At 68.1% G+C, this 25,414-nt stretch carries 27 protein-coding genes; 10 read left to right on the top strand and 17 right to left on the bottom strand.

The window, feature by feature from the left end; genetic code table 11:
• The first annotated feature begins 23 nt into the window (after nucleotides 1-23).
• On the top strand, nucleotides 24-1,577 hold the full coding sequence (locus DTA22_RS05600) for a carboxylesterase/lipase family protein (RefSeq protein WP_037227012.1): 1,554 nt from the start codon (nucleotides 24-26) through the stop codon (nucleotides 1,575-1,577).
• Here the strand turns inward: DTA22_RS05600 and DTA22_RS05595 are convergent.
• The 6 genes from DTA22_RS05595 to DTA22_RS05570 form a co-directional block, all read right to left on the bottom strand.
• A complete protein-coding gene (locus DTA22_RS05595) occupies nucleotides 1,570-2,811 on the bottom strand; it encodes an MFS transporter (RefSeq protein ID WP_112298715.1) in 1,242 nt (413 codons plus the stop codon). The genes DTA22_RS05600 and DTA22_RS05595 overlap by 8 nt on opposite strands.
• An 83-nt stretch (nucleotides 2,812-2,894) precedes the next feature.
• On the bottom strand, nucleotides 2,895-3,422 hold the full coding sequence (locus tag DTA22_RS05590; protein WP_112298714.1) for a DUF3558 domain-containing protein: 528 nt from the start codon (nucleotides 3,420-3,422) through the stop codon (nucleotides 2,895-2,897).
• The gene (locus DTA22_RS05585; RefSeq protein WP_112298713.1) at nucleotides 3,419-3,958 is read right to left on the bottom strand and encodes a DUF3558 domain-containing protein; all 540 of its coding nucleotides are present in this window, start codon (nucleotides 3,956-3,958) and stop codon (nucleotides 3,419-3,421) included. Before DTA22_RS05585 ends, DTA22_RS05590 begins: the two co-directional genes overlap by 4 nt.
• Nucleotides 3,942-4,217, bottom strand: coding sequence for a GNAT family N-acetyltransferase (locus DTA22_RS05580; protein ID WP_112298712.1), 276 nt, complete (start codon nucleotides 4,215-4,217; stop codon nucleotides 3,942-3,944). Before DTA22_RS05580 ends, DTA22_RS05585 begins: the two co-directional genes overlap by 17 nt.
• Before the next feature lie 63 nt (nucleotides 4,218-4,280).
• A complete protein-coding gene (locus tag DTA22_RS05575) occupies nucleotides 4,281-5,468 on the bottom strand; it encodes a DUF4185 domain-containing protein (protein ID WP_112298711.1) in 1,188 nt (395 codons plus the stop codon).
• A gap of 110 nt (nucleotides 5,469-5,578) precedes the next feature.
• Nucleotides 5,579-6,952, bottom strand: coding sequence for an FAD-binding oxidoreductase (locus DTA22_RS05570; protein ID WP_112298710.1), 1,374 nt, complete (start codon nucleotides 6,950-6,952; stop codon nucleotides 5,579-5,581).
• 513 nt (nucleotides 6,953-7,465) lie between these two features.
• On the opposite strand from DTA22_RS05570, the gene DTA22_RS05565 reads away from it, so the two are divergent.
• Nucleotides 7,466-7,795 (top strand): hypothetical protein, encoded by a 330-nt coding sequence (locus tag DTA22_RS05565; RefSeq protein ID WP_112298709.1) that lies wholly within the window; start codon nucleotides 7,466-7,468, stop codon nucleotides 7,793-7,795.
• A gap of 29 nt (nucleotides 7,796-7,824) precedes the next feature.
• Here the strand turns inward: DTA22_RS05565 and DTA22_RS05560 are convergent, their stop codons facing one another.
• Together DTA22_RS05560 and DTA22_RS05555 are read right to left on the bottom strand one after the other, a co-directional pair.
• Nucleotides 7,825-8,508, bottom strand: coding sequence for a Type 1 glutamine amidotransferase-like domain-containing protein (locus DTA22_RS05560; RefSeq protein WP_112298708.1), 684 nt, complete (start codon nucleotides 8,506-8,508; stop codon nucleotides 7,825-7,827).
• 5 nt (nucleotides 8,509-8,513) lie between these two features.
• Complete coding sequence (locus DTA22_RS05555) at nucleotides 8,514-9,332, bottom strand: maleylpyruvate isomerase family mycothiol-dependent enzyme (RefSeq protein ID WP_112298707.1); 819 nt, start codon at nucleotides 9,330-9,332, stop codon at nucleotides 8,514-8,516.
• A 167-nt stretch (nucleotides 9,333-9,499) separates the two neighbouring features.
• Between DTA22_RS05555 and DTA22_RS05550 the strand changes: the two genes are divergently transcribed.
• A complete protein-coding gene (locus DTA22_RS05550) occupies nucleotides 9,500-11,041 on the top strand; it encodes an AMP-binding protein (RefSeq protein WP_112298706.1) in 1,542 nt (513 codons plus the stop codon).
• Between the two features lie 11 nt (nucleotides 11,042-11,052).
• Here DTA22_RS05550 and DTA22_RS36205 read toward each other — a convergent pair whose 3' ends face one another.
• Nucleotides 11,053-11,217: a hypothetical protein gene (locus tag DTA22_RS36205; protein ID WP_174233740.1), complete on the bottom strand. Its 165-nt coding sequence runs from the start codon at nucleotides 11,215-11,217 to the stop codon at nucleotides 11,053-11,055.
• Complete coding sequence (locus DTA22_RS05545) at nucleotides 11,214-11,615, bottom strand: DUF488 domain-containing protein (protein WP_037227035.1); 402 nt, start codon at nucleotides 11,613-11,615, stop codon at nucleotides 11,214-11,216. The genes DTA22_RS36205 and DTA22_RS05545 overlap by 4 nt, the downstream gene beginning before the upstream one ends.
• Nucleotides 11,616-11,884: 269 nt before the next feature.
• Here DTA22_RS05545 and DTA22_RS05540 point away from each other — a divergent pair, with 269 nt between their 5' ends.
• Genes DTA22_RS05540 through DTA22_RS05530 form a run of 3 tightly spaced genes read left to right on the top strand, consistent with a single transcriptional unit; the run spans nucleotide 11,885 to nucleotide 14,754 of the window.
• The gene (locus tag DTA22_RS05540) at nucleotides 11,885-12,997 is read left to right on the top strand and encodes a Re/Si-specific NAD(P)(+) transhydrogenase subunit alpha (RefSeq protein ID WP_112298705.1); all 1,113 of its coding nucleotides are present in this window, start codon (nucleotides 11,885-11,887) and stop codon (nucleotides 12,995-12,997) included.
• Complete coding sequence (locus DTA22_RS05535) at nucleotides 12,998-13,330, top strand: NAD(P) transhydrogenase subunit alpha part 2 (RefSeq protein WP_112298704.1); 333 nt, start codon at nucleotides 12,998-13,000, stop codon at nucleotides 13,328-13,330. It begins immediately after the preceding gene.
• The gene (locus DTA22_RS05530) at nucleotides 13,330-14,754 is read left to right on the top strand and encodes an NAD(P)(+) transhydrogenase (Re/Si-specific) subunit beta (protein WP_112298703.1); all 1,425 of its coding nucleotides are present in this window, start codon (nucleotides 13,330-13,332) and stop codon (nucleotides 14,752-14,754) included. The genes DTA22_RS05535 and DTA22_RS05530 overlap by 1 nt, the downstream gene beginning before the upstream one ends.
• Nucleotides 14,755-14,823: 69 nt before the next feature.
• Here the strand turns inward: DTA22_RS05530 and DTA22_RS05525 are convergent, their stop codons facing one another.
• From DTA22_RS05525 to DTA22_RS05500, 6 genes are all read right to left on the bottom strand, one after another.
• The gene (locus DTA22_RS05525; RefSeq protein WP_112298702.1) at nucleotides 14,824-15,456 is read right to left on the bottom strand and encodes a hypothetical protein; all 633 of its coding nucleotides are present in this window, start codon (nucleotides 15,454-15,456) and stop codon (nucleotides 14,824-14,826) included.
• 114 nt (nucleotides 15,457-15,570) lie between these two features.
• Nucleotides 15,571-16,719 (bottom strand): MFS transporter, encoded by a 1,149-nt coding sequence (locus DTA22_RS05520; protein ID WP_112298701.1) that lies wholly within the window; start codon nucleotides 16,717-16,719, stop codon nucleotides 15,571-15,573.
• Nucleotides 16,720-16,780: 61 nt separating this feature from the next.
• Nucleotides 16,781-18,022 (bottom strand): dihydrolipoamide acetyltransferase family protein, encoded by a 1,242-nt coding sequence (locus DTA22_RS05515; protein ID WP_112298700.1) that lies wholly within the window; start codon nucleotides 18,020-18,022, stop codon nucleotides 16,781-16,783.
• A gap of 30 nt (nucleotides 18,023-18,052) precedes the next feature.
• Nucleotides 18,053-19,036: an alpha-ketoacid dehydrogenase subunit beta gene (locus DTA22_RS05510; protein WP_112298699.1), complete on the bottom strand. Its 984-nt coding sequence runs from the start codon at nucleotides 19,034-19,036 to the stop codon at nucleotides 18,053-18,055.
• Entirely contained in the window at nucleotides 19,033-20,130 is a 1,098-nt protein-coding gene (gene pdhA / locus DTA22_RS05505; RefSeq protein WP_037240127.1) for a pyruvate dehydrogenase (acetyl-transferring) E1 component subunit alpha, read from the bottom strand. Before pdhA ends, DTA22_RS05510 begins: the two co-directional genes overlap by 4 nt.
• A 243-nt stretch (nucleotides 20,131-20,373) precedes the next feature.
• Entirely contained in the window at nucleotides 20,374-20,742 is a 369-nt protein-coding gene (locus DTA22_RS05500; RefSeq protein ID WP_112298698.1) for a DoxX family protein, read from the bottom strand.
• Nucleotides 20,743-20,857: 115 nt separating this feature from the next.
• On the opposite strand from DTA22_RS05500, the gene DTA22_RS05495 reads away from it, so the two are divergent.
• The gene (locus DTA22_RS05495; RefSeq protein ID WP_037240101.1) at nucleotides 20,858-21,886 is read left to right on the top strand and encodes a phosphotransferase family protein; all 1,029 of its coding nucleotides are present in this window, start codon (nucleotides 20,858-20,860) and stop codon (nucleotides 21,884-21,886) included.
• Between the two features lie 22 nt (nucleotides 21,887-21,908).
• Here the strand turns inward: DTA22_RS05495 and DTA22_RS05490 are convergent, their stop codons facing one another.
• Nucleotides 21,909-22,370: an acyl-CoA thioesterase gene (locus DTA22_RS05490; protein ID WP_112298887.1), complete on the bottom strand. Its 462-nt coding sequence runs from the start codon at nucleotides 22,368-22,370 to the stop codon at nucleotides 21,909-21,911.
• A gap of 58 nt (nucleotides 22,371-22,428) precedes the next feature.
• Between DTA22_RS05490 and DTA22_RS05485 the strand changes: the two genes are divergently transcribed.
• From DTA22_RS05485 to DTA22_RS05475, 3 genes are read left to right on the top strand one after another with little or no spacing between them, the layout of a single operon-like run.
• Complete coding sequence (locus tag DTA22_RS05485; protein WP_112298697.1) at nucleotides 22,429-23,619, top strand: benzoate/H(+) symporter BenE family transporter; 1,191 nt, start codon at nucleotides 22,429-22,431, stop codon at nucleotides 23,617-23,619.
• Nucleotides 23,620-23,626: 7 nt separating this feature from the next.
• On the top strand, nucleotides 23,627-24,145 hold the full coding sequence (locus DTA22_RS05480) for an O-acetyl-ADP-ribose deacetylase (RefSeq protein ID WP_112298696.1): 519 nt from the start codon (nucleotides 23,627-23,629) through the stop codon (nucleotides 24,143-24,145).
• Nucleotides 24,142-25,410 (top strand): cation:proton antiporter, encoded by a 1,269-nt coding sequence (locus DTA22_RS05475; RefSeq protein WP_174233757.1) that lies wholly within the window; start codon nucleotides 24,142-24,144, stop codon nucleotides 25,408-25,410. Before DTA22_RS05480 ends, DTA22_RS05475 begins: the two co-directional genes overlap by 4 nt.
• Nucleotides 25,411-25,414: the final 4 nt, after the last annotated feature.

Genomic DNA, 25,414 nt, shown 5'->3' with positions numbered 1-25,414 from the left:
GAGCTGCGTGAGGAGGTCCGTCCGTGGAGGTCGACAAGTCCGGCGACACGCTCGTCGTCCGTGCCCGGGACGGCGAGGTGCGTGGCTACCCCGAGGGCGACGTCTACGCGTGGAAGGGCATCCCGTTCGCCGCGGCCCCCGTCGGCGATCTGCGGTTTCGCGCGCCGGTCCCGCCCGCACCGTGGGACGGTGTGCGCGACTGCGTCGACTTCGGCCCGATGGCGCCGCAGGGACACGGCACCGCCGTCCCGATCGACGCGGGACTCGAGATGGACGAGGACTGCCTGTCCGTCAACGTCTGGGCCCCGAGACCCGACGGCAACCCCCGGCCGGTGATGGTGTGGATCCACGGCGGTGCGTACTGCCTGGGAACCGCAGCTCAGGGCATCTACAACGGGCGCATCCTGTCCACCCTCGGCGACGTCGTGCTGGTCTCGTTCAACTACCGAGTGGGGGCGCTCGGCTTCCTCGACCTGTCGTCGTTCTCGACGACCGGGCGGGTGTTCGAGACCAACTGCGGGCTGCGTGACCAGGTCGCGGCCCTCGAATGGGTGCGCGACAACATCGCGTCGTTCGGCGGTGACCCGGACGAGGTGACGGTGTTCGGGGAGTCGTCCGGCGCCGGGTCGATCACCACGCTGATGACGTGTCCGAGCGCGGAGGGACTGTTCCACCGCGCGATCGCCCAGAGCCCACCCGCCACGTCGGTCTACGGGAGCGAGCGGGCGGCCACCGTCGCGAAGCAGTTCCTCGACATCCTCGAGGTGGAACCTGAGCAGATCGACACGCTGCTGCACCTTCCGTATCGCACGGTCATCGAGGCCAGCGACACCCTCGTCAACGAGGTGCCGACCAGGATTCCGGGCACCCTCGCGATGGCGCCCGTAGTGGACCGCGACTTCCTGCCCCGCTACCCGGTGGCCGCGTTCCAGAAGGGCTACTCGCACCGCATCCCCCTCATCATCGGTTCCAACAAGGACGAGTCGTCGATCTTCAAGTTCATGAAATCGCCTCTGCTACCGGTTACGTCGGATTCGGTGCAGGAGATGCTGAGGGCGATCGCGGCCGATCACCCCGAACTGCCCGCCGCCCGCCTCGCGGACATCCTGTCGGCGTACCCGGACCGCGGCAAGCCGAAGGGCGCGCTCGCGATGTCGCGGGACGCCGCGTTCCGGATGCCCGCGCTGTGGGTGGCCGACGCCCACAGCAGGCACTCACCGACGTGGATGTACCGGTTCGATCAGGCAACGCCGATGCTCAAGGCCGCGCGCATCGGAGCGGGGCATGCCACCGAACTCCCGTACGTCTTCGGCAATTTCGACACCCTCAACATCGACCCGACGTTCTGGCTCGGCGGCCGGAAGACGGCGCTCGAGGTGTCGGGCCGGATCCAGCGCCGGTGGCTCGCGTTCGCGCGGCACGGTGTCCCCGCCGCGCTGGACGGGTCCAAGCACTGGGCGCCCTACGACGAGGAGAACCGCTCGACGCTACTGATCGACGGCGCGGACAGTCTCGTGAAGGATCCCGACCACGAGATGCGGATCGCCTGGGGAAACGACGTCATGGGCTTCAACTGACGGGCACCTTGTCGTCCAGTTCCTTCAGCACGGGCAGCGCGAAGCACGCCAGCCCGATGATCAGGACCGGGATCGCGAGCACGAAGAACGTCGGCTGGATGCCCCACTTGTCGAGGAGGGGACCGGCCAGCAGGTAGCCCAACGGGCCCGCGGCGTACGCGGTGGACGTCATGACTCCGGTGACCCGTCCGCGCATGTGCTCCGGACTGCGAGTCTGCATGGCGTAGTTGGCGATCGGGCCGACCGGACCGAACACGAGACCCTGCAGGAGGGCCAGCGCCAGAATCGCCCACAGCGGCGGCAGGAACGCCATCGCGACCATGGCCGCGCCCAGCACCGTCACCGCCACCACCATCAGCATCCTGCGCGACACGAACGGCGCGAGCGGTCCGTACGCGAGGGCGCCCACCACGCCGCCGATGCTGAGCGCCATCAGGACCGAACCCAGTTGCGCGGGCTTGTCGAGTTCGGTGAAGTACACCGGGAACACCACCGATTCGACGGGCATGTACAGCGCGACCACCGCCATGTCCACCAGAGCGATCGTCCGCAGGAGCCGGTTGTGCCACACGAACTTCAGGCCCTCGAGCGTGCCGTGCCAGATGGACGTCGGGCGCGTGGCCGTGTCGGGTCTACCTGCGTTCTCGAGTCGCAGGAACGCGATGGTCACCACGGACAGCACGAAGCCGACGGCGGTGACCCACAACGTGTTCACCGCACCCACTGTGGCGATGAGGACGCCGCCGATGCCCGGTCCGACGAGATACGCCACGTTGTAGTTGGCCTCGTAGAGGCTGTTCATCCGGTCGAGGGACCACCCGGCGGACTTGGTGGCGGCGGGCAGCATCGACTCCCGCGCCGCGATCCCGGCCGGATCGAACGCCGCGCCGATCGCGGCGAGGACGGCGATCACCGTGACGGTGAGGCCGGTGGTGTTCGCGATCACCGGGATGGCCGCCACCGACAGGGCGGACAGGCAGTCGGAGATCATCGACGTACGGCGACGCCCGAACAGGTCGACGAACGTGCCCGCGAACAGGCTCGACAACAGCAGCGGCAGCGTGGCCGCGCCCGCTACGATCGCGGCGTCGGACGCGCGACCGGTCCTCTCGAGCACGAGCCAGGGCAGCACGACGATCGCGATGCCGTTGCCCGTGGACGAGAACAGCGTCGCGAGGTTCAGGAGGATCAGGGGCCCGAACCGGCGAGTCACAGCCGTCTCGGTGGCGGTCACGGCAAGGGTCCTCTGGTCGGCTCGATCGGTGGTCCTTCGACGCTAACAGCGAGGTCGAGGCCACCGCGACCGAATTTCGGCCGCTACTGGTTGCGTTGCAGGGTCAGTTCGGCGAGAGTGCGCGCTCCGTCGCACGGGTCGCCGGTGCCCGAGCGCTGCTGCACCCACCAGGTGATGACGCCGGAATAGGCGGCGGTGATCCCGCACGTCGCCGAATCACCCGGGCGCCGGGCGCTGAACGCCGACGTGCCCGCGATCGACGTGGTTTCCACCTGGTAGCCCAGCTGGTCCGCCACACTCCGCTCCCGTTGCAGCGAGTTGTTCTCGAACCAGCCGAACGTCACGTCGATCGATCCGGCGGCGGACGACACCGTCCACATGCACACCGCGCCGAAGAAGTACTGGTCGATGCCGGCGCCGTGGAGGGTCTCCGCGATCTTGTCGTTCGGGACCGCGTCGCACTCGCGGAGGAGCTTGTCGAACTGCGGCGAGCCGCCTTCTTCGGCGGCGGCCGCGCCTTCGGGTAGGGGGTTGCCGGTGACGGAGGTGCCGCAGCCGGCCAGCATCATCGCCGCCGCCACCGCTGCGGCGAGCCGGCGGCCGCCGCTCATTTGACCTTCTCCAACGTCAGCCGGCCGAGCGCGGTCGGGGCCGCGCACGGGTCGGAGGGTGCGGTGCCCGTGCCGTAGCGGACCAGCCAGTGCACGAAGTCGGCACCCGTGCCGAGCGCGACCTCGCAGAACCCGACGTTCTGCGAGGAGAATCCGCGATGCCCGGCGATCTCGAGGTCGTGGACCTCGTGACCGATGCCCTTGGCCACCGACCGTTCCCGGTCGATGGGGCTGCCCCGGTACCAGGTGAACATCACGTACCGTTCGCCGCCGTCCGCTTCCCACCGGCACTTGATGCCGTTGCGCGACACCGGGGTGAGCCCGGTGATCCCGGCCCGCTCGTACACCTCGGCGTCGGTCAGCGAGCCGCATTCACCCACGAACGCGCCGGGCTGAGCGGACACCGACGTGGTCGGCGCGGACGCCGGACCGGTCTCGGAACCGTCGCCGGAACCGCAGCCGGCCAGCACGACCGCCACGGCGACCAGGCACGTCGCGCGAACGGTCAGGCGGACCGGATCAGACGAGCTCCGCATAGCTCGGATTCTCGGCGATGTACTTCTCGACGTACGAGCACGACGGAATCACGGTGAGCCCGCGGGACTTCGTGTCGTCGAGGGCGGCCTTCACCACCTCCGCGGCCAGACCCTGCCCTCGGAACTGCGGGTACGTCACGGTGTGGTGGAAGTCGCGGGCACCGTTCCGCTCGAAGTAGTCGGCGTATCCGGCCAGCTGGCCGTCGAGGTAGATCTCGAACCGGGATTCCGACACGTCGTGCTCCACCGTGGCCGCCACAGACCGCTCCTCTGCTCGTGTGGCGTGCGCTGACCCGCGCACGCTGTCACTCGCAGATTACCGTCAGTCCGCGAGGTCGGTGCGCAGCAGCATGACGTTGTAGTCCGACCAGGTGGTGGCCAGGAAATACAGATCGGATCCCTGCGACCACGGGTGCATGTACGCGCCGTACAGCTCGGGCACGTCCCGGCTGCTCACCAGCACCTCGGGTTCGCTCCAGCCGGATTCGAGGTGGTCGGACCGGCGCATGACCACCGAATTGCCGGCATCGGTGTACATCGCCACGAACTGACCGAGGTACTGGTTGAACTGCACCGACAACTCGCTGACCGGTCCGGGGATGACCGGTGCGGCGACGGTCGCGTTGGCCTTCACCCACGCCTTGCCGTCCCAGTACTCGTACAAAGTGAGGTTCCGGATGTCCGCTTCCTTCACCCGCGACAACCGGGCGTCGCCGGAGCGACCCGACGGCGTGCCGAACGCGTAGACGAATCCGTCGTGCTTGACGTACGAGCCCATCTGGAAGTTCTCAGCGCCCGTGCCCGGCACGTTGGGCCGCAGCGTCAGGGGGTCGGTGACCCAGTTCTCGCCGTTGTCCACGGAGTACGCGATGCCGGACGCGTTGGTGTCCCACTCGCCGGGGGCGCCCCAGCTCCGCACGGACATGTAGTTGATGTACTGCGTCGCGCCGGGACCCTCGCCGACCGAGATGCCGGTGGTGGGGATGACGGTCTGCTCCACACCCGGGACCTTCTGGCTCTGGATGATCTCCTTGGAATGGTTCGGGGCGTCGATCGGGGAATTGTCGATGCCCATCCCGTCGGTGAGGTCCTTGTCGGAGCTGCGCAACAGGATGTTGCTGCGCCAGTCGCCGACCAGACCGCACAGCGGGTTGTCGCTCAGTCCGACGGTGTCACCGAACGCGGTGAGGATCTCACCTCCGCCGTTGTCCCACATGATGCCGAGGTCGGTGCCGAGCACCCGGAACCTGCCGATCGTGTCGTTGGAGCTGCGCGGCCCGGTGATGTGCGCGATAGCCTGAGTTTTGCCGCGGAGCTCGGGAAGGCGACCGTCGCTTCCGTTCAGCCAGGGAATGGGGTTGATGCCCTGATTCGATCCGCTCGACCCGAGGCTGCCGGTCCCGAGGCACGGCGCCGCCGTCGCAACAGGTGGCGTCATCGTGAACAACGTGCAGGTAGAAGCGAGTAAGGCGGGCATCGCCAGGGAGGCGACACGGCGGAGTCTGGTCACGAGCGCACCTCTCTGCGACGAATCGAGTCGGGTCCGGTCACGCTAGCAATACCTCACCTGTCACACCAGCCCCTAGGGTAACCATTGGGTCTCGCACCCGAACCGCGTAGCTACAGAATCGCTCCGGGGTTGAGGATCCCCAGCGGGTCCAGGGCGTTCTTGATCCGCTGCGTCAATTCCATGACGTCCTCGCCCAACTGGTCGGGCAGCCAGGCCTTCTTCAGCCGGCCCACGCCGTGCTCGCCGGTGATCGTGCCGCCGAGAGAGATTGCGAGGTCCATGATCTCGCCGAAGGCAACGTGGGCGCGCTCGGCCATCGCGGCGTCCTCGGGGTCGAACACGATGAGCGGGTGCGTGTTTCCGTCGCCGGCGTGCGCGATCACCGCGACCATCACGTCACGCTCGCGGGAGATGGCCGCGATTCCCTCCACCAGCGCAGGCAGTTTCGGGAGCGGGACCCCGACGTCCTCGAGGAGCAGGCTCCCGAGCCGCTCGACGGCGGGGATCGCGAATCGTCTTGCCGCGGCGAAGGCTTCGCCCTCCTCGGGGTCGTCGGTGGTGAAGACCTCGGACGCGCCGTTCGCCGTGCAGGCGTCCGCCATCACGGAAATCTCTTCGGCCGCAATCGCACCGGGCGCGTCCGTGCGGGCGATGAGCATCGCCTCCGCCGTCCGGTCCAGGCCCATCTTCAGCGCGTCCTCGACGGCGCCGATCGAGGCGCGGTCCATGAATTCGAGCATCGACGGCCGCAGCGTGCGGGTGATGGCCAGGACGGTGTCGGCGGCGGCCTGGACGGAGGCGAACGACGCGACGAGGGTGCTCGACGGCGGCTGGGCCGGGATCAGTCTCAGCGTCGCCTCGGTGACGATGCCGAGGGTTCCCTCGCTCCCGACGAACAACTTGGTCAGCGACAGGCCTGCCACGTCCTTCAGGCGCGGCCCGCCCAGGCGGACGTCCGTCCCGTCCGCGAGGACGACGCGCAGTGCGAGGACGTAGTCGGTGGTGACGCCGTACTTGACGCAGCACAGGCCACCGGCGTTGGTCGCGACGTTGCCGCCGATCGAGCACATCTCGAACGACGACGGATCCGGTGGATACCAGAGCCCGTGCTCGGCGGCCGCGGCCTTGACCTCGGCGTTGAGCAGTCCAGGTTCGACGACGGCGATCCGCGTCACCGGGTCCACCTCGATCCGGCGCATTCGCTCGGTGCTGACCACCACGCAGCCCGCCACGGCGGTGGCGCCGCCGCTGAGCCCGGATCCCGCACCGCGCGGGATCACCGGGACGCGGTGCTCGGTCGCCCAGCGCATCACCACCTGGACTTCCTCGGTGGTCGTGGGGCGGGCGACGGCGAGGGGGAGGACGGCGTCGGGATCGCGCGCCCAGTCCTGGCGGTAGGAGGCCAGGATGTCCGGATCGGTGACGAGGCATCCCTGGGGGAGCGCGGCGGCGAGCGTCGCGAGTGCGTCGTCGGTGACCGTCATCGTGACTCCTGAAATGCGGGTGTCGGAGGCCCCGACGGTAACCCAGCGGGCCACGGGTGTCCTCGAATTGGTCAGACGTCCAACTGAACCGATTCCGACCCGATTGTTCGGATATCGCTCCAACCTGGACGTTCGGCCTGGAAGCGAGACCCCAATAGTCCATCTGTTAGTTACTTACGCGTAGGAGTCTCACGATGTGGGATCAGGGGGGTGAATTTTTTCCGGGGTCCCGGTGATGGGGTATGCAACCGGGTCCGGAGGAGAAAATGCAGGTAGGGGCGCCCCGTTGACCGCATGGAACCGGACGAATCGGGTGTAACACAGGTCACATTCGTCACTCCGTTACCGGATCGTATCGACCAGGCAATGCAAAAACTCACTTCTACGGGTTAGCGTCTTGCATCGTCAAACACCGGCGAGGCGTTACACCCAAACGGAGATTCTCACGAAAAGTGAGCTAGAACACGGTTGGGGCCGGGTTTTGCCGCACCGACCCTGGAAGGACCCGCACCGATGAATGCACTCCACCGAGATCCCAGCAGCTACATCTCCGCGATGTTCTCGTACGAGTTCCTCGACGGTGGCATCGACTACGATTCCATCGAACAGATCCACCGTGGCGAGTTCGACGAATGGATCTTCGCACTGGCCGGTTCGGGGTTGTTCACCAACGAGGAAGTTCGGTCCATGGTGCAGGAATGGCGCCTGGACCCGAAGACCCTCCTGAACACGCTCCTCGCCGACGCGGACGAAGTCACCGCCAAGCGCTGCGAGGTCACCTGGGCCGCACTCGATCGCGTCGCCCCGTTCGCTCCGTCCGTGCCGGTCGCCGTCTTCGGCTGAAGGCCTTCCCGCCGCAGGGCTCGCCGTCGTCACACGAGTTCGGTTCGATCCCCGTTCACGACGATCGCCTGATCGTCCGTCAAGGTGCGGTACTCGACGCCGGCGAGCCTCAAAGCGTTGACAGTGCGCCGAACGGCGGCCGCGTCCTCCAAGGGCACGGCGTCTTCGGCCCCTGGAAGCTCCGCAGGCGGGTGATGCGGCACGATCGCGAAGCCCACCACGCCCAGGCCGTCCCAGAGCGGCTCCATGCCGCAGGTTGCGACCACCTCCGCCGGGTCATCGGAGGAGTCGAGACCGTGCAGCGTCGGAGTCATCACACACGCGCCCGCGCTGTAACCGGCGTACACCAGCGAATCGCTCCGCAGTAGTTCCGGGATCACCCGGTCCGCCCCACTCCGGGCCATCTGCGCGCGCAACACGAACGTGTTCCCGCCGCGCACCCACAGCATGCCGAAGCCGTCCAGCCGCTCCTTCAGCGCGGCGGACCGCGCGTGCCCGTCGCTGCCGATGTAGTCGCGCAGATCCACCTCCTCCGGGGTGAAGCCCAGCCGCGTCAGCGGCATCACGTCACTCACGACCGCGGATGTCCGCGCCGTCCGCGGCCACGCGTCCGCGGCCGCGGCGATCACCCCGACGCGCCCAGGCCTGCCGACGAGTGACAGCAGCCGCGCGGGATCCGCACCGAACCGATACGAGGACAGGAACAGGCGCACCGCGGTCAGATCGTGAACGCGAGGTTGTCGACGATCCTCTTGCCCACGGCGGCGTCCCCGCTCAGCGAGATCTCGTCGCGGTGATCCGCCGCCGTCGTCCGGCCGCCCGCCAACCGGGTGAACAGCCGGGAGTCGAGAGTCACGGTCGTGGTGGCCTCGGACGGCAGTTCGTCGACCACCGCGGCCCTGCCGTCGACGGCGATGTGAATGTTCCGCGCGAGCGGTCCCGTCAGCGCCAGGGTGATCCTGGACCCGTCCGGGGCCTTGCCGCGCTTGCCGACGAGGAACGCGACAGCGCCCGCGATCTCCTCGAACGCCGTCTCCCCACGCAGGCCGCCCTCGTCGCCGGGCAATGCGAGTGCGTCGCGCAGGTCGAGCTCGTGCATCCAGCAGTCGAACACGCGGATGCGCATGAACCGGAGATAGGGCGCCGGACCGACCGGCGTGGTGGTCTCGGCCTCGAATGCCTCGTCGGTCATCTCGCTCAGCTCCGACCGCCTCCGGGCGACGATCGCCCGGAAACGTTCGAGCATCTCGGGGCCGGAGCACCCGCGCAGTCCCTCGACCCACTCCTCGTTGAATGCACCGATCTCGTTGCGCACGTGTGCGAGGCCGCGGACGTCGATGCTGGTGTGTGGTGCGGAGATTCCGGCAAGGAGTGACTCGGTGCCGATGAGATGCGCGGTCACGTCGTGGACGGTCCACCCGGGCAGCGCGGTGGGTGTGAACCATGTGTCGCCGGACAACGAGGACAGCACCTCGTCGAGTACGTCCCATTCCTCGAACAGTGCGTCGAGGATCGGTTCCTTCTGCAGGGCATTCACGGGTCGGACGCCTCCTTTTGCCTCAACTCTAGGACCTCCTGCCGGGGCGTCCGAGCGTTTTCGCCGCGGGCGGACGAATGCGCCGGTGACGGCGTCGAAGGCCTCCCCGTCCCGGGTTCGGTGTGGTAGACCGATGGTGAGAATCTCCATTAACAAAAGGAGTGCGGATGTTCCCTGGAAACTTCGTGGCGACCACCCCGGACAAGCCCGCTGTCATTCGTCCCGCGGCGGGGGAGCAGCTGACCTACCGGGAGCTGGACGAGCGGTCCACCCGCCTCGCACGGCACCTGCGCTCGCTCGGCCTGACCGTCGGCGACCATCTGGCGCTCGTGTCGAGCAACGACCTCCGGGTCCTCGAGGTGTACTGGGCGGCCCTGCGATCCGGGCTGTACATCACCGTGGTGAACTGGCACCTCACCCCGGAGGAAGCCGGCTACGTCGTGGACGACTGCGGGGCCGAGGTGCTGATCGTGTCCGCCGACGCCGGCGGCGCCGTGCCGCGCGACCCGAATCAGCTTCCCCACGTCCGCCACCGTCTCGTGTACGGCGGCGAACTCGACGGATTCGACAGCTACGAGGACGCCGTGGCGGCGCAGACCGCCGAACCGCTCGATTCGCAGCCCCGCGGGCAGGACATGCTGTACTCGTCGGGCACCACCGGCAGACCCAAGGGGATCAAACCCTCGCTCCCCGAGGGCGAGGTGGACACCACGATGGATCCGTACACCGCCGTGTTCGCCCCGATGTACGGATTCGATTCCGACACCGTCTATCTGTGCCCCGCACCCCTGTATCACGCAGCGCCGCTGCGCTTCTGCGGCACCATCACCTCCGTCGGCGGCACGATCGTCCTGATGGACCGCTTCGACGCCGAGGAATCGCTGCGGCTCATCGAGGAGTACCGGGTGACCCACAGCCAGTGGGTTCCGACGATGTTCGTCCGGATGCTCAAGCTGCCGAAGGACGTTCGCGACAAGTTCGACGTGTCGAGTCTGAAGGTGGCCATCCACGCGGCGGCGCCGTGCCCGCCCGACGTGAAGCGTTCGATGATCGAATGGTGGGGCCCGGTGATCCACGAGTACTACGCGTCCACGGAGGGCGCCGGTGCCACGTTCATCGACAGCGCCCAGGCGCTCGCGAAGCCGGGATCGGTCGGTCACGACGGGGTCATGGGCATCGTGCACATCTGCGACGACGAGGGTGTGGACGTACCCACCGGTGACATCGGAACCGTCTACTGGGAGAGGGAGGAACGGCCGTTCGAATATCACAACGACCCGGCCAAGACCGAATCCGCGACGCACCCCGACCATCCGACGTGGACCACGAGCGGCGACATCGGATACATCGACGCCGACCGCTTCCTCTACCTCACCGACCGCGCCGCGTTCATGATCATCTCGGGTGGGGTGAACATCTACCCGCAGGAGTCGGAGAACGTTCTCACCATGCATCCCAAGGTGTTCGACGTCGCGGTGATCGGCGTGCCCGACGAGGAGATGGGTGAACAGGTCAAAGCGGTCGTGCAACTCGTCGACGGCGTGGAGCCGTCCGATGCCGTCGCCCGCGAACTACTCGACTACGTGCGCGACCGGGTCAGTCACTTCAAGGCGCCGCGCAGCATCGACTTCTCCGACGACCTGCCGCGCACACCCACGGGCAAACTCGTCAAGCACAAACTCCGTGCCCGGTACCTGAACGCCGGCTGAATTCCCGCACGTCACCTGTCCCGCGCCGCCCCGCAGCGCGGGCAGGTGCCCGCGGTGCGGTCGGTGAGGAACGACCCGCAGTCGGGGCACACGCGGTCGAGCCAGCACACGGGGTCGCCGCCGAGGTCGTCGCCCGGTCCGGTGAGGGGCGCGGCGTCGTCGCGGTGGGTGGTCACAACCGATCCAGCATGTACTCGGCAAGCACCTCGGCGTGACTGTGACTGACATCCTTCGTCGCGGTGAGGAGAACGATCGGCCGCCCCTGCGCGAGTTCCTGCACCCGCGCGACCGCCTTGCGGCCGGTCGGCGAATCGAGCTCGTGAACGTACCGCTCGCGGAACTCGCTGAACGCGGCGACGTCGTGCGAGTACCAGTGACGCAACTCCGTCGACGGAGCGAGGTCCTTGGCCCAGTCGTCGAAATGGAACGCGTCCTTGCGGAGCCCCCGCGGCCAGAGCCGGTCCACGAACAGGCGCAGCCCGTCGCCCTCGGTCGGATGGTCGTAGACCCGCTCGACGACGACCGGCGGATCCGCGGTGACGTCCTCCGCGCTCCGTTCCTTCGGTGTGCTCATGGCCGAACCTCCGCTTCCTTGCGGCTGTCTACCGTCAGACTACGACCAAACACCCTGTGACCGGGTTCACAAACGAGCAGAAACATCTGTGAGAACGACTGTTCGGACTCGATTCAGACGCCTACCCACGGACTTCTCTGTTCCCTACGTCACGCGTTCTCTGGCTACTATCAGCTAACTCAGTCGAGTCGGGGGAAATATTTCCGCTCATCATCGGTTGATCGCCGCTCGTCGCGGCACACACACCATCTACCGCAGGAAGTCGATACATGGATACATCGCAGAGCGCGTCCACTGCGCGCCCGACGGTCGGCGTCGTTCGGGAGTCGAACGACGGTGAGCGTCGGGTGGCGTTGGTGCCGAAGATCGTGGCGTCGTTGATCGCCAAGGGCGTCGACGTGGTGGTCGAGTCGGGTGCCGGGTTGGGCGCGCTGATCCCGGACGAGTTGTACACCGAGGCGGGGGCGAAGATCGCCGACCCGTGGTCGGCGGACGTGATCGTCAAGGTCGCGCCGCCGTCGGACGAGGAAGTGGGCCGGTTGCATGCCGGGCAGACCCTGATCGGGTTCCTCGCCCCCCGCAATCAGGACAATCAGGTCGCCGCGCTGAAGGCGGCCGGGGTGGCGGCGTTCGCGGTCGAGGCGATCCCGCGGATCTCCCGCGCCCAGGTGATGGACGCGTTGTCGTCGCAGGCGAACGTGTCCGGGTACAAGTCGGTGCTGCTCGCGGCGTCGGAGTCGACCCGGTTCTTCCCGATGCTCACCACCGCCGCGGGCACCGTCAAGCCGGCGACGGTGCTGGTGCTCGGGGTCGGTGTCGCCGGCCTGCAGGCCCTGGCCACGGCGAAGCGTCTCGGCGGCCGGGCCACCGGCTACGACGTGCGCCCGGAGGTCGCCGACCAGGTCCGCTCGGTCGGTGCCCAGTGGCTCGATCTGGGGATCGACGCCGCCGGTGAGGGCGGCTACGCCCGCGAACTGACCGAGGCCGAACGCGCGCAGCAGCAGCAGGCGCTCGAGGATGCGATCAAGGGCTTCGACGTGGTCATCACCACCGCCCTGGTGCCGGGCCGTCCGGCACCGCGGTTGGTGACCGCGGCCGCGGTGGAGGGTATGAAGCCGGGATCGGTGGTGGTCGACCTGGCCGGGGAGACCGGCGGTAACTGTGAGCTCACCGAGCCCGGTCAGACCGTGGTCAAGCACGGGGTGACGATCTGCTCGCCGCTGAACCTGCCCGCGAGCATGCCCGAGCACGCCTCGGAGCTGTACTCGAAGAACATCTCCGCGCTGCTCGAGCTGATGCTCGTCGACGGGGCGCTGGCCCCCGATTTCTCGGACGAGGTCCTCGCCGCGTCCTGCGTCACCCGTGAGGAGGGTGTGTCCTAGATGTATACCGAATTGTTGGCGAACATCGCGATCCTGGTGTTGTCCGGGTTCGTGGGGTTCGCGGTGATCTCCAAGGTCCCGAACACGTTGCACACCCCGCTGATGTCGGGCACGAACGCCATCCACGGCATCGTCGTGCTCGGCGCGCTGGTGGTGCTCGGCAAGGTCGACGACCCGCCGTGGGGTCTGCAGGTGATCCTGTTCGTGGCCCTGGTGTTCGGAACGATCAACGTGGTCGGTGGTTTCGTGGTCACCGACCGGATGCTGGCGATGTTCAAGTCCAAGCCCGCCGCCCCCGCCGCTGTTGCTGCTGAGAAGGGTGGGGACAAGTAATGGAGTATTTGGTCAACGTTTTGTACATCGTGGCGTTCGCGATGTTCATCTACGGTCTGATGGGCCTGACCGGCCCGAAGACCGCGGTCCGCGGCAACCAGATCGCCGCGGTCGGGATGGGTGTCGCGGTGGTCGCCACTTTGATCGCGATCCGGGACACCTCCAACTGGGTGCTGATCGTCGCCGGTCTGGTGATCGGTGTGGTGTTGGGGGTGCCGCCGGCGTTGCGGACGAAGATGACCGCGATGCCGCAGCTGGTGGCCCTGTTCAACGGGGTCGGCGGCGGCACCGTCGCCCTGATCGCGTACGCCGAATTCCTCGACTCGGACGGGTTCACCGCCTTCGCGCACGGTGAGTCGCCGACGGTGCACATCGTCATCGCGTCGCTGTTCGCGGCGATCATCGGGTCGATCTCGTTCTGGGGTTCGGTGATCGCGTTCTTGAAGCTGCAGGAAACCCTGCCCGGCCGGCCGATCGGCATCGGCCGGTTGCAGCAGCCCCTGAATGCGGTGCTGCTGATCGGGGCCGTCGCGCTCGCGGTGATCATCGGGATCAAGGCGATCGACCCGACCGGACCCACCAGCCAGTGGTGGATCGTGGGGGTGCTGGTGCTGGCGGCGGTGCTCGGGTTGATGGTGGTGCTGCCGATCGGCGGCGCCGACATGCCCGTGGTGATCTCCCTGCTCAACGCGCTGACCGGTCTGTCCGCGGCGGCCGCCGGTCTGGCTTTGAACAATCAGGCGATGATCGTGGCCGGCATGATTGTCGGTGCGTCGGGTTCGATCCTGACCAACCTGATGGCGAAGGCGATGAACCGGTCCATCCCGGCGATCGTGGCCGGCGGGTTCGGTGGCGGCGGCGTCGCGGCGGCGGTCGGGGACGGCACCGCCAAGACGGCGAAGTCCACCTCGGCGGCGGACGCGGCGATCCAGATGGCGTACGCCAACCAGGTGATCGTGGTCCCCGGGTACGGGTTGGCCGTCGCGCAGGCCCAGCACGCGGTCAAGGACATGGCCAAGCTGCTCGAGTCGAAGGGGGTGGAGGTCAAGTACGCCATCCACCCGGTCGCCGGCCGGATGCCCGGGCACATGAACGTGCTGCTGGCCGAGGCCGACGTCGAGTACGACGCGATGAAGGAAATGGACGACATCAACGACGAGTTCGCCCGCACCGACGTCACCCTGGTGATCGGTGCGAACGATGTCACCAACCCCGCCGCCCGCAACGATCCGTCGTCGCCGATTCACGGGATGCCGATCCTGAACGTGGATCAGTCGAAGTCGGTGATCGTGCTCAAGCGGTCGATGAACTCCGGCTTCGCCGGCATCGACAACCCGCTGTTCTTCGCCGACACCACCTCCATGCTGTTCGGGGACGCGAAGAAGTCGGTCGCCGAGGTCACCGAGGAACTCAAGGCCCTGTAGGCGGCTCCGCCGCCCGTGCGTGGTTGACGAGTCCAGAGACTCGTCAACCACGCACGGGCGCGAAGCGCCTCAGAGGCGCAGACTGCCGCGGTGCCGGGAGAAGGCGATGGCCGCGGTGTCGGGCCTGCGCTCTTCACGCTCGGCGGCGACGGGGGAGTACAGCATCAGGGTGGACGCCAGCGCCCACCAGATCGCCAAGATGACGACGCTGGCCGCGAGGCCGAAGATGCCGATTGGCTCGACCAGCGCAGCGGCCCCTGCGACACCGAGGACGACGGCGAAACCGAGGCCCGCGATGACGGGCCGGAACCGCGGCGCCGACACCAGCAGAGCCGAACCGTACAGCGCGGTGACGGCGACGACGTGCCCGCTCGGCAGGAGCACCGACGGTGCATCCGATTCCCACGCCCGGACAGCGGCGCTGGTGAGATTCGCGCCGATACACAGCAGCAGTACCGCACCCATGCCGTACGAAAGTTTTCGCATCGCCGCGACGATGGCGAGGACCACGGTCGCTGCGAGCACCGTGGTGACGTCGATCGCCTGGATCACGGGATCGGCGACGGGTCGGAGTGCCTCCGGGAGGACGAGACCCGACGATTGTGGGCGGATGAGGTACAGCGCGCACAGTGCCACCACACCCGCCGCGGCGAAGGCGAGGCGACGAACACTGCGACGCAGCCTGCTAGTCGATTCGGTCACGACACACAGTGTGCCAACCGACGCTGAACGATCGATGAGAGGCCGCTGTGAGGTCGGTGAACGGTCCTGTTCGTGCGGCGAGCGTGTGTCCCGATATCGGTCGGGTGCCGAGTGTCAGGTGCGCCGGACGGCCCCCGCGAACGTGGCGGCCACCAGCACGCAGACCAGGGGCACCACCATCGCGACGGTGAGCGGAACCACCTGGGTGATCCAGCCGATGGTGGCCGGGCCGGCGAGGAATCCCACGTATCCCAGCCCGACCACCCGGGACATGTTGGTGCCCGCGGAACCGGCGCCGAGGTTGCCCGCGGCGGTGAAGATCTGCGGGACACAGCCCGACAACCCGAGGCCGAACAGCGCCCAGCCCAGGACGGTGAGCGGGAGAAGCCCCGAGACGACGACGAGCAGCATTCCGAGGGCGGCGATCAGGGTGCCGTAGCGGACGACGGCGACGGGACCGAGCGCGCCGCTCACTCGGTCCGCGGTGAACCGGCCCACCGTCATCATCACCGAGAACGCTCCGAACGCGAGGGCGGCGACGGAATCCGACGTTCCGAGGTGTTCCTTGACCTGCAGGGTGCTCCAGTCGTTCGCGACACCCTCCGACAGCATGAGCATGAAGGCGATGCCACCGAGTGCGAGGACCCGCGTGGACAGCCTGCCCTGTGCCTTCTCGGCGGGAGCGATCTCGTGCCGAGAGCGGGGACGGTCCGCCATCAGCCACCGCGAGCCCGCGGCGACGGCGACGACCCCGACGACGGCTGCGGTCAGTAGCGCGGTCAGCGGTGCCCATCCGGCGGCGAGCGTCGCCGCTCCGAGCAGTGATCCCGCCACCCCGCCCACAGAGAACAGGGCGTGGAACGCCGACATTATCGGCCGTCCGTACCGCTGCTCGACTTCGACGGCCTGCGAGTTCATCGACACGTCCAGTGCGCCGTTCGCGAAGCCGAACACGAGCAGGGCGAGACCGAGCTGCCAGGCCGCGGAGGCCAGCCCCGGACCCACGGTGGCGGCCGACAACACGAGTCCGGCGATGATCACCATCCGCCTGCTGCCGAATCGGTCGGCCAGCGGACCGCTGACCTGCATGCCGCCGATCGCGCCGACCGCCAGCAGGAGCAGCAGCGAACCCAGTGTGGAGTGGCTGATGCCGGTCCGGTCCTCGATCGCCGGAATGTGCACGACCCACATGCCGAGGAGGAACCCGTTGATCCCGAAGATCCCGAACGTTCCCGCACGGGCCCGGCGGAGCGGCTCGGCCACTCGTGTCCGCGTGTCGACCGCGGACGCTCGGGAAGTGCTCACCGACCAAACGTACCGAGGATCAGAGGTGCGCGAGCAGTGAGGCGGGATCGTGCAGCATCGCCGCGACGGACGACAGGAACCTCGACCCCTGCTCGCCGTCGACCACCCGGTGATCGAACGACACGCTCAGGGTGGTGACCCACCGCACCGCGAGTTCGTCCTCGTGGACCCACGGTCTCCTGGTGACGCTGCCCAGGCACAGGATGGCCGATTCGCCGGGGTTGAGGATGGGTGTGCCCGCGTCGACACCGAACACCCCGACGTTGGTGATCGACACCGTGCCGTTGGTCAGCTGCGCGGGCTCGGCTCTGCCGCTGCGCGCAGTCGCGGTCAGCTCGGTGATCGCGCGGCACAGTTCGAGCAGGCTCAGCGACTGCGCCTCCTTGATGTTGGGGACGACCAGGCCCCGGGGCGTGGCGGCGGCGATGCCGAGATTGACGTAGTGCTTGGTGACGATCTCCTGGTTCTCCTCGTCCCACGAGGCGTTGAGGCTCGGGTTCTCGCGCAGCGCGACGATCATCGCCTTCGCCACCAGGCTCAGCGGTGTCACCGACAGTCCCTCGAAGGCGGGGTTCTCCCGCAGGCGTTCGAGCAGTTCGACCGACCGGGTGACGTCGACGGTCACGAATTCGGTGACGTGCGGGGCGGTGAACGCGCTGCGGACCATCGCCGCCGCAGTCTGCTTCCGGACGCTGCGGATCGGGGTGCGGGTCTCGCGCTCCGACGGCGCCGGGCCGGATGCCGACGGCAGGGCCTGCCCGGCCGAACCCGCATGGGATTCCACGTCGTTCCGGGTGACGGCACCGGACGGCCCCGTCCCCGCGATGACGGCGAGGTCCACCCCGAGTTCCCGTGCAGCCGCCCGGGCTGCAGGCGACGCGTCGGGGCGCCGACGGTCCGGGCCGGACGTGCCGGTCTCCGGAGCGGTCACCAGCTTCCGCCGAGCGCGTTTGCTCTCGGCGGCGGCCTCGGGCCCGTACCCCACCAGAACGGGCGTGCGCGCGGGTGGTTCCTCGGTGGCCGCATCCGTCGCGATCCGGATGATCGGCGTGCCGACCGGCACCGTCGCGCCCGCCGGAACCAGCAATTCCTCCACGACACCCGCGTACGGCGAAGGCAACTCGACGAGCGCCTTCGCTGTCTCGACTTCTCCGATCACCTGATTGAGTTCGATCGTCTGGCCCACCTCGACGGCCCAGGAGACCAGCTCGGCCTCCGTCAGCCCCTCACCGAGATCGGGTAGGCGGAATTCCTGCGCCAACGGACGGCTCCTCTCCTCCGATGAGTGCGATCAGGCCGCGAGGCTGCGATCGACCGCGTCGAGCAGGCGGTCGGCGTCCGGCAGGTGGTGCAGTTCCAGCTTCGCCGGGGGATACGGGACGTCGAATCCGCCGACCCTCAGGACGGGCGCGTCCAGCTGGTAGAAGCACCGCTCGGAGATGCGGGCGGCGATCTCCGCACCGAGGCCGAGGAACGTCGACGCCTCGTGTGCGACGACGAGCCTTCCGGTCTTGCGAACCGACTCCTCGATGGTGTCGAAGTCGATCGGCGACAGGGAGCGCAGGTCGATCACCTCGAGGGAGTGCCCCTCGTCGGCGGCGATGGCCGCGGCCGACAGTGCGGTCGGCACCACGGAGCCGTACGCGACGACGGTGGCGTCCGTGCCCTCCCGGGCCACCCGGGCGCGATGCAGCGGTAGGTCCGGTTCGGCGTCCACGTCGAACTCGGCCTTGTCCCAGTACCGCCGCTTCGGTTCGAAGAACACCACCGGGTCGTCCGCCGCGACGGACTGCTGGATCATGTGGAACGCGTCCGCCGGGTTGCTGGGTGTGACGACGCGCAGTCCGGCGGTGTGCGCGAAGTACGCCTCCGGCGACTCCGAATGGTGCTCGACCGCACCGATGCCGCCGCCGTACGGGATCCGGATCGTGAGGGGCGCGGTGACCCTGCCTTGGGTGCGGTAGTGAATCTTGGCCACCTGCGACACGATCTGGTCGAACGCGGGATAGACGAACCCGTCGAACTGGATCTCGCAGACGGGCCGGTAACCGCGCAGGGCCATGCCGAAGGCGGCGCCGATGATTCCGGATTCGGCGAGCGGGGTGTCGATGACCCGGTTGTCGCCGAAATCCTTCTGCAGGGTGTCGGTGACGCGGAAGACCCCGCCGAGGCGTCCGACGTCCTCACCCATGATCACGACCTTGCGGTCGTGTTCGAGAGCGCGCCGGAGGCCTGCGTTGAGTGCGGCGCCGAGCGACAGCGTGGTGGTGGTCATGACAGTGCCTCCTCGATGCCTGCGAAGCCCGCGAGGTACGCGGCGTACTGTTCGCGTTCCTCGTCGATGAGTGGGTGGTCGGTGGAATACACGTGCTCGAACAGGTCGAGCGGCTCGGGATCGGGCGCACCGATGGTCCCGGACCGCAGTCGCGCCGCGACGTCGTCGGCGGTGGCCTGCACTCCGGCGAGGAACGTGTCGTCGAGCAGGCCCTCCCGGTCGAGGAGGCGCCTCATCCGGTCGATCGGGTCGCGGGCTTTCCAGATCTCGGTCTCCGCTGCCGCCCGATACCGGGTGGGATCGTCCGACGTGGTGTGGGGGCCCATCCGGTACGTGATGGCCTCGATGAATGTCGGCCCACTGCCTTCGCGGGCCCGTTGGGTGGCCTGACGGGTGACCGCGAGGACCGCGAGAACGTCGTTGCCGTCCACCCGGAGGGCGGGCATGCCGTACCCGGCGGCACGCTGGGCGATGGGGACGGGACTCTGCAGGCGGACCGGTTCGCTGATCGCGAACTGGTTGTTCTGGCAGAAGAATACGACCGGCGCGTTGAAGCTCATCGAGAAGCCGAGGGCCTCGGCGAGGTCGCCCTGACTGGTGGCGCCGTCGCCGAAGTAGGCGATCGTCGCGATCTCCGCACCGTCCAGATGGGCGCCCATGGCGTATCCGGTGGCGTGCAATCCCTGGGAGCCGACGACGATCGCGGGATTCGTCACGTTCACGGAACTCGGATCCCACGCGCAATGGGCGCATCCGCGCCACATGCGGGTCATCACCCCCGGGTCCACACCCCGGCAGTAGGCGACGGCGTGTTCGCGGTAGCTGATGAACGCGTAGTCGTCGGGACGGAGGGCGCGGGCGGAGCCGACCTGTGCGGCTTCCTGCCCGAGCATCGGAGCCCAGAGTCCGAGTTCGCCCTGGCGTTGCAGCGCGACCGCTTCGACATCCATCCGACGCGCGACCACGAGGTCCTCGTAGAGGCCGCGCAGTTGGTCGGGTCCGATGTCGCGGACCAGGCTCGTGTAGTCGGGTCTGAAGACCCGTCGGCCGTCCGGCTGGATGAGCTGGACCGGATAGGCAATCTTGTCGACCATCGGGGTCACCTCGCGTTGTCGAGTCCGTGAACCTTGTGGGTTCGTTGGAGACGGGTACTGCGGTAGGGCAGGTGTGTGTCCTACTTCACAGCATCCACGAGAACGCGAAGTGCGCAAGTGGCACCGCCGGCTTCGAGCAGAATGCCCAGTTTTGGGGGTTGCACGGGTGTCATGCTGCGTCTAATGACCAATTCGGACACAACCGACACCAGGTTGTTGCTGCAATTGCCGGAGAACCCCGGATCACCCCGCGAACACGAACCCGATCGAGGCGAGGACGGCCAGCAACGCGAGGTAGACCGCGGGCATCGCGACGGCCCTGGTGTCGGGATTGCCGTAGTCGCCGTGCCGGACATGGAAGGCGATTGCGCACAAGAGGAGAATCAGCAGCGCCACCGTCGCGATCACTCCCAGTGGAGTCCAGTAGAGGCCGACGAGAACGCCGACACCGCCGGCGAGTTCCGCCACGCCGATCAGCCGGACCTGTTGCCTGCTCAGGCCCCGGGATTGCAGCCCCGTCCACGCGGTTCCCTTCAGTCTCAGCTTGGGAATGCTCACGGCGACGGCACTCACGGCGAGGAGCACGCCGCACACGATGAGGAAAACTTCCACGTCGGTCCCTCCAGTTCCGGCCGAATCGGCCTCACTGTTGCCACCCTAGGGCCGCGACCTGCGGTGCGGACCGGTTCCCTCCGCATCGGGCTTCGGAGCGGTTAGCATCGAGCGCGTGAATGCTGTGGGGCTGAACGAAGATGCCGTTTCTGCGTGGATTGCCGGACTCGGTGTGGGAGCGATCGCGCCGCTGAGCTTCGAGAGGATCGGGAACGGTCAGTCGAATCTCACGTACGCGGTCAGCGACGCGGGTGGTGGACGGTGGGTGCTGCGGCGGCCACCGCTCGGACATCTGCTCGCGTCGGCGCACGACGTGGTCCGCGAACATCGGATTCTGTCCTCGCTGCAGGGATCCGACGTTCCGGTGCCGAAGATCCTCGGGCTCACCGATGATCCGGAGGTCACGGACGCGCCGCTCGTGCTGATGAGTTACGTCGCGGGGGTGGTGATCGACAGCATCGGCGTGGCGAAGAAGCTGACACCCGAACAGAGGAATGCCGTCGGTCTGGCGATGCCGAAGGCTCTCGCGAAGATCCATGCGGTCGATCTCGGGGACGCCGGGCTGGAGGACCTGGCCAGTCACAAGCCTTACGCGGCAAGGCAGTTGAAGCGGTGGACGGATCAGTGGGAGAAGTCCCGTACCCGCGACGTACCGGCGATCGAGGACCTGGCGGGCATCCTCGAGCGCAACATGCCGGAGCAGGCCGAACTGTCGTTGGTGCACGGTGATTTTCACCTGAGCAACGTCATCACCTCGCCCGAGGAGGGTGAGGTGGTCGCGGTGGTCGACTGGGAACTGTGCACGCTGGGCGACCCCCTCGCCGACGTCGGCGCGTTGCTGGCCTACTGGCCCGAGGCGGGCGACGAGGACGCGGGACCGTTCCCCGCCTCCACGCTCGAGGGGTTCCCCACCCGGGCCGAACTCGTGGAGGCCTACGTCCACCACACGAAACGCGATGTCACGCATGTGGGGTACTGGCACGTTCTGGCGTTGTGGAAGCTGGCGATCATCGCCGAAGGCGTCCTGCGCCGGGTGATCGACGACCCCCGCAACAAGGCCGAGACCGGTGCGCCCACGGTCGCGCTGATCGACGGCATCGTCGCCCGGGCGGTGGCAACGGCGGAGGCCGAGGGCCTGCGCTGAACCCCCTGGTGGCGCCGGATGTTCAGACGGCGTCCGGCTCCACCAGAAGGGTTGCAGCGCTCCGGATTTCGGCCGGGATCGGCACCGGCTTCCGGGTCTTCGCGTCCACGTACACGTGAACGAACCGGCCGAGAGCCGCGAGTTCGAGCGTGTCGTCGTTCTCGCGGAAGATCGCGAGCGCATACACGATGCTCCGGGTGCCCAGCTTCTCGACCGACAACCCCACCTGCAGACGGTCCGGGAACGTCAATTCGCTGACGTACTTGCAGGACGTCTCGGCGACCACGCCGATGGCGGGCAGATCACGGATGTCGGTGCCCGTCGTCGCGATCAGCCAGCCGTTGACGGCCGTGTCGAAGTACGAGTAGTACGTGACGTTGTTGACGTGCCCGTAGTGGTCGTTGTCCTCCCAGCGGGTCGGCACCGGCCACAGGGCGGGGAAGTCGGCGGCGGTCGGCAGGGCGGGGGCGTCGTCGTGTTTCACCGTGCCGACCCTAATGCCACGGATCACCCGGACCACGCGTCGGGCAGAATCGCGTCCTATGTCTGTGCCCGACAGTGATGTGCGTACACCCGATTCCGCCGCCCAGCCGATCAGCGCCGGAATCGTCACCGCCCTGGTGGGCTTCACCAGTTCGTTCGCGGTCGTACTCACCGGATTGACCGCGGTGGGCGCGAATTCCGCCCAGGCCGCGTCGGGACTGCTGGCGCTGTGTGTCACTCAGGCGCTGGGCATGCTGTGGATGTCGCGGCACTATCGCATGCCGATCACGCTGGCGTGGTCGACGCCGGGCGCCGCTCTCCTCGCCGGTGCGGGGACGGTCAGCGGGGGCTGGCCCGCCGCGGTCGGGGCATTCGTCGTCGTGGGGGCGGCGGTGATCCTCACGGGGCTGTGGCCGCGGCTGGGACGGCTCATTGCGGCCATCCCCCCGGCGTTGGCGCAGGCGATGCTCGCAGGGGTGCTGCTGCCGCTGTGCCTGGCGCCGGTGCTGGCGCTGCGTGACGCTCCGCTGGCCGTCGCGCCCGTCGTACTCGTGTGGCTGGTTCTGCAGCGGTACTCGCCCCGGTGGGCGGTGCCGGCCGCGTTCGCGGCCGCCGCAGTGGTGATCGCGGTCGGTCTCGCCTCCGGCAGCGACGGACTGGACACCAGCGCGCTCCTGCCGAGACTCGATGTCACCGCGCCGGCGTGGACGTGGCAGGCGATGATCGGGATCGCGATCCCGCTGTACATCGTGACGATGGCGTCCCAGAACATCCCCGGAACCGCCGTGATGAATTCCTTCGGCTATCGGGTGCCGTGGCGGCCGGCCATGCTCGTGACCGGTGTCGGGACCCTGGTGGGCGCGCCCGCGGGTGGACACGCCATCAACCTCGCCGCCATCAGCGCCGCCCTCGCCGCCGCGCCGTCCGCGCATCCCGACCCCAGGAGGCGGTGGGTCGCGGCCTTCACGGCAGGCTGGGCTTACCTGGTCCTCGCGGCGTGCTCGGCTGCCGTGGCCACCCTCATCGCCGCAGCCCCCGAGGGCGTCGTGGAGGCGGTGGCCGGGCTCGCGCTCCTCGGGACTCTCGGCGGGGCACTGGCCTCCTCCCTCGACGACGTCCGCGAACGGGAAGGCGCCGTCGTCACCTTCCTGATCGCCGCGTCCGGCGTGAGCATCCTCGGCATCGGGTCCGCGTTCTGGGCGCTGGTCGCCGGGCTGATCGTGCGGGTCGCGGTGACCTCGCGACGATAATGGGGTGATGACCACCATCGAGGTAGTTCAGGGTGACATCACGACGGTCGAGGTCGATGCGATCGTCAACGCCGCCAACTCCGGACTGCTCGGGGGTGGGGGCGTTGACGGCGCCATCCACCGGGCCGGTGGTCCGGAGATCCTCGCCGAATGCAGACAATTGCGGGCCACCACGCTGCCGGACGGGCTCCCGGCGGGACAGGCGGTCGCGACGACGGCGGGCCGGTTGCCGGCTCGATGGGTGATCCATACGGTCGGCCCCGTGTATTCCGCTTCGGACGATCGGTCGGCCACCCTGCGCAGCGCCTACACCAGCAGCCTGGCGGTGGCCTCGGATCTCGGCGCGCAGTCCGTTGCGTTCCCGCTGATCTCGTCCGGGGTGTACGGCTGGCCGGCGGACGACGCCGTCCGGCAGGCGGTCGGTGCCGTCCGTGAGTCGGACGCGGGAATTCCCCGGGTTCTGTTCGTGGCGTTCGACGCACGGATGGCGACCCTGCTGCGTGGCGAGGTGGGTGAATCGCACTGAACACCGATCTCGCCTTCCTGACCGCAGGGCTGGCACTTCTGCTCGCCGCCACCGTTCCGCGCCTGTTCCAGGACCGTGCCGTCTCGGCGCCGCTGATCGTCCTGGCGGTCGGGGCGGGGGGCGGCCTGTTTCTCGGCGAGTCGGGCACCGACACCCTGTCGCCGGCGCTGCATCCGGCCGTGACGGAACACCTGAGTGAAACGTGCGTCATCGTCGCCCTGATGGGTGTGGGACTGGCGATCGACCGGCCTCTGGGCTGGCGGACGTGGAATTCGACGTGGCGTCTGCTGCTGATCGCGATGCCGTTCGGTATCGCCGCGGTCGCGTTGCTCGGCTGGTGGGTGGCGGCACTGACCCCCGCCGTCGCGATCCTGCTCGGGGCCGTCCTCGCACCCACCGACCCGGTGCTGGCGTCCGACGTACAGGTGGAAGGTCCCACGTCGGGCGGCGAGTCCCATCGGGAGGACGACGAGGTACGGTTCGCGCTCACCTCGGAGGCCGGGCTCAACGACGCTCTCGCCTTCCCGTTCGTGTATCTGGCGCTGTTCATGATCGGCAAGGGGCCGATCGAGCAGTGGATCGTGCAGTGGGTGGCCTGGGAGCTGATCGGCAAGGTGGTCATCGGCGCGGCCTTGGGATGGATTGCCGGTGATCTGTTCGGCCGCGCGGTCTTCCGCTTCCCGATCACACACATGCGCCTCGCCGAACGCAGCGAACCCATCTTCGCGCTCGCCGCCACGTTCGCCGTCTACGGACTCACCGAACTCGCCGGGGGATACGGCTTCCTTGCCGTCTTCGCCTGCGCGGTCGCCATCCGCCGGACGGAGCGGGCCCACGACTACCACGCCGAGATGCACAGCCTGATCGAGCAACTCGAACACGTGCTCACCCTCGCCGTCCTGCTCCTGCTGGGGGTGGCACTCACCTCCGGTCTGCTGACCGGACTGACGTGGGGTGGGGTTCTCGTCGCGGCAGCCCTCGTGTTCGTCATCCGGCCGCTGGTCGGATGGGTTTCGCTGCTGGGCTGCGAGGAGATGTCCGGCCCCGAGCGCCGGGTCACCGCGTTCTTCGGGGTTCGCGGAATCGGGTCGATCTACTATCTCGCGTACGCCGCTGCGGAAGCCGGCGTGGACGACGAGAAATGGTTGTGGTCGACGGTCGCCTTCACCGTCGTCCTCTCCGTCCTCGTTCACGGGGTGAGTGCGACGCGGGTGATGCGCCTGCTCGATCTTCGTCGGGAAGGCGGTGCAGTCACGGACCGATAATGTC

Origin of the sequence: Rhodococcus wratislaviensis (genome assembly GCF_900455735.1) — a bacterium.
GTDB classification, from domain to species: Bacteria; Actinomycetota; Actinomycetes; order Mycobacteriales; family Mycobacteriaceae; genus Rhodococcus_F; species Rhodococcus_F wratislaviensis.
This window is presented reverse-complemented; position numbering and strand designations above follow the sequence as displayed.

Coding starts and splice junctions, on each gene's coding strand:
- DTA22_RS05485 (WP_112298697.1), top strand. CDS start 22,429: ATGTCTGTGCCCGACAGTGATGTGCGTACACCCGATTCCGCCGCCCAG.
- DTA22_RS05590 (WP_112298714.1), bottom strand. CDS start 3,422: ATGAGCGGCGGCCGCCGGCTCGCCGCAGCGGTGGCGGCGGCGATGATG.
- pdhA (WP_037240127.1), bottom strand. CDS start 20,130: ATGGTCGACAAGATTGCCTATCCGGTCCAGCTCATCCAGCCGGACGGC.
- DTA22_RS05550 (WP_112298706.1), top strand. CDS start 9,500: ATGTTCCCTGGAAACTTCGTGGCGACCACCCCGGACAAGCCCGCTGTC.
- DTA22_RS05565 (WP_112298709.1), top strand. CDS start 7,466: ATGAATGCACTCCACCGAGATCCCAGCAGCTACATCTCCGCGATGTTC.
- DTA22_RS05545 (WP_037227035.1), bottom strand. CDS start 11,615: ATGAGCACACCGAAGGAACGGAGCGCGGAGGACGTCACCGCGGATCCG.
- DTA22_RS05530 (WP_112298703.1), top strand. CDS start 13,330: ATGGAGTATTTGGTCAACGTTTTGTACATCGTGGCGTTCGCGATGTTC.
- DTA22_RS05510 (WP_112298699.1), bottom strand. CDS start 19,036: ATGACCACCACCACGCTGTCGCTCGGCGCCGCACTCAACGCAGGCCTC.
- DTA22_RS05480 (WP_112298696.1), top strand. CDS start 23,627: ATGACCACCATCGAGGTAGTTCAGGGTGACATCACGACGGTCGAGGTC.
- DTA22_RS05585 (WP_112298713.1), bottom strand. CDS start 3,958: ATGCGGAGCTCGTCTGATCCGGTCCGCCTGACCGTTCGCGCGACGTGC.
- DTA22_RS05540 (WP_112298705.1), top strand. CDS start 11,885: ATGGATACATCGCAGAGCGCGTCCACTGCGCGCCCGACGGTCGGCGTC.
- DTA22_RS05535 (WP_112298704.1), top strand. CDS start 12,998: ATGTATACCGAATTGTTGGCGAACATCGCGATCCTGGTGTTGTCCGGG.
- DTA22_RS05570 (WP_112298710.1), bottom strand. CDS start 6,952: ATGACGGTCACCGACGACGCACTCGCGACGCTCGCCGCCGCGCTCCCC.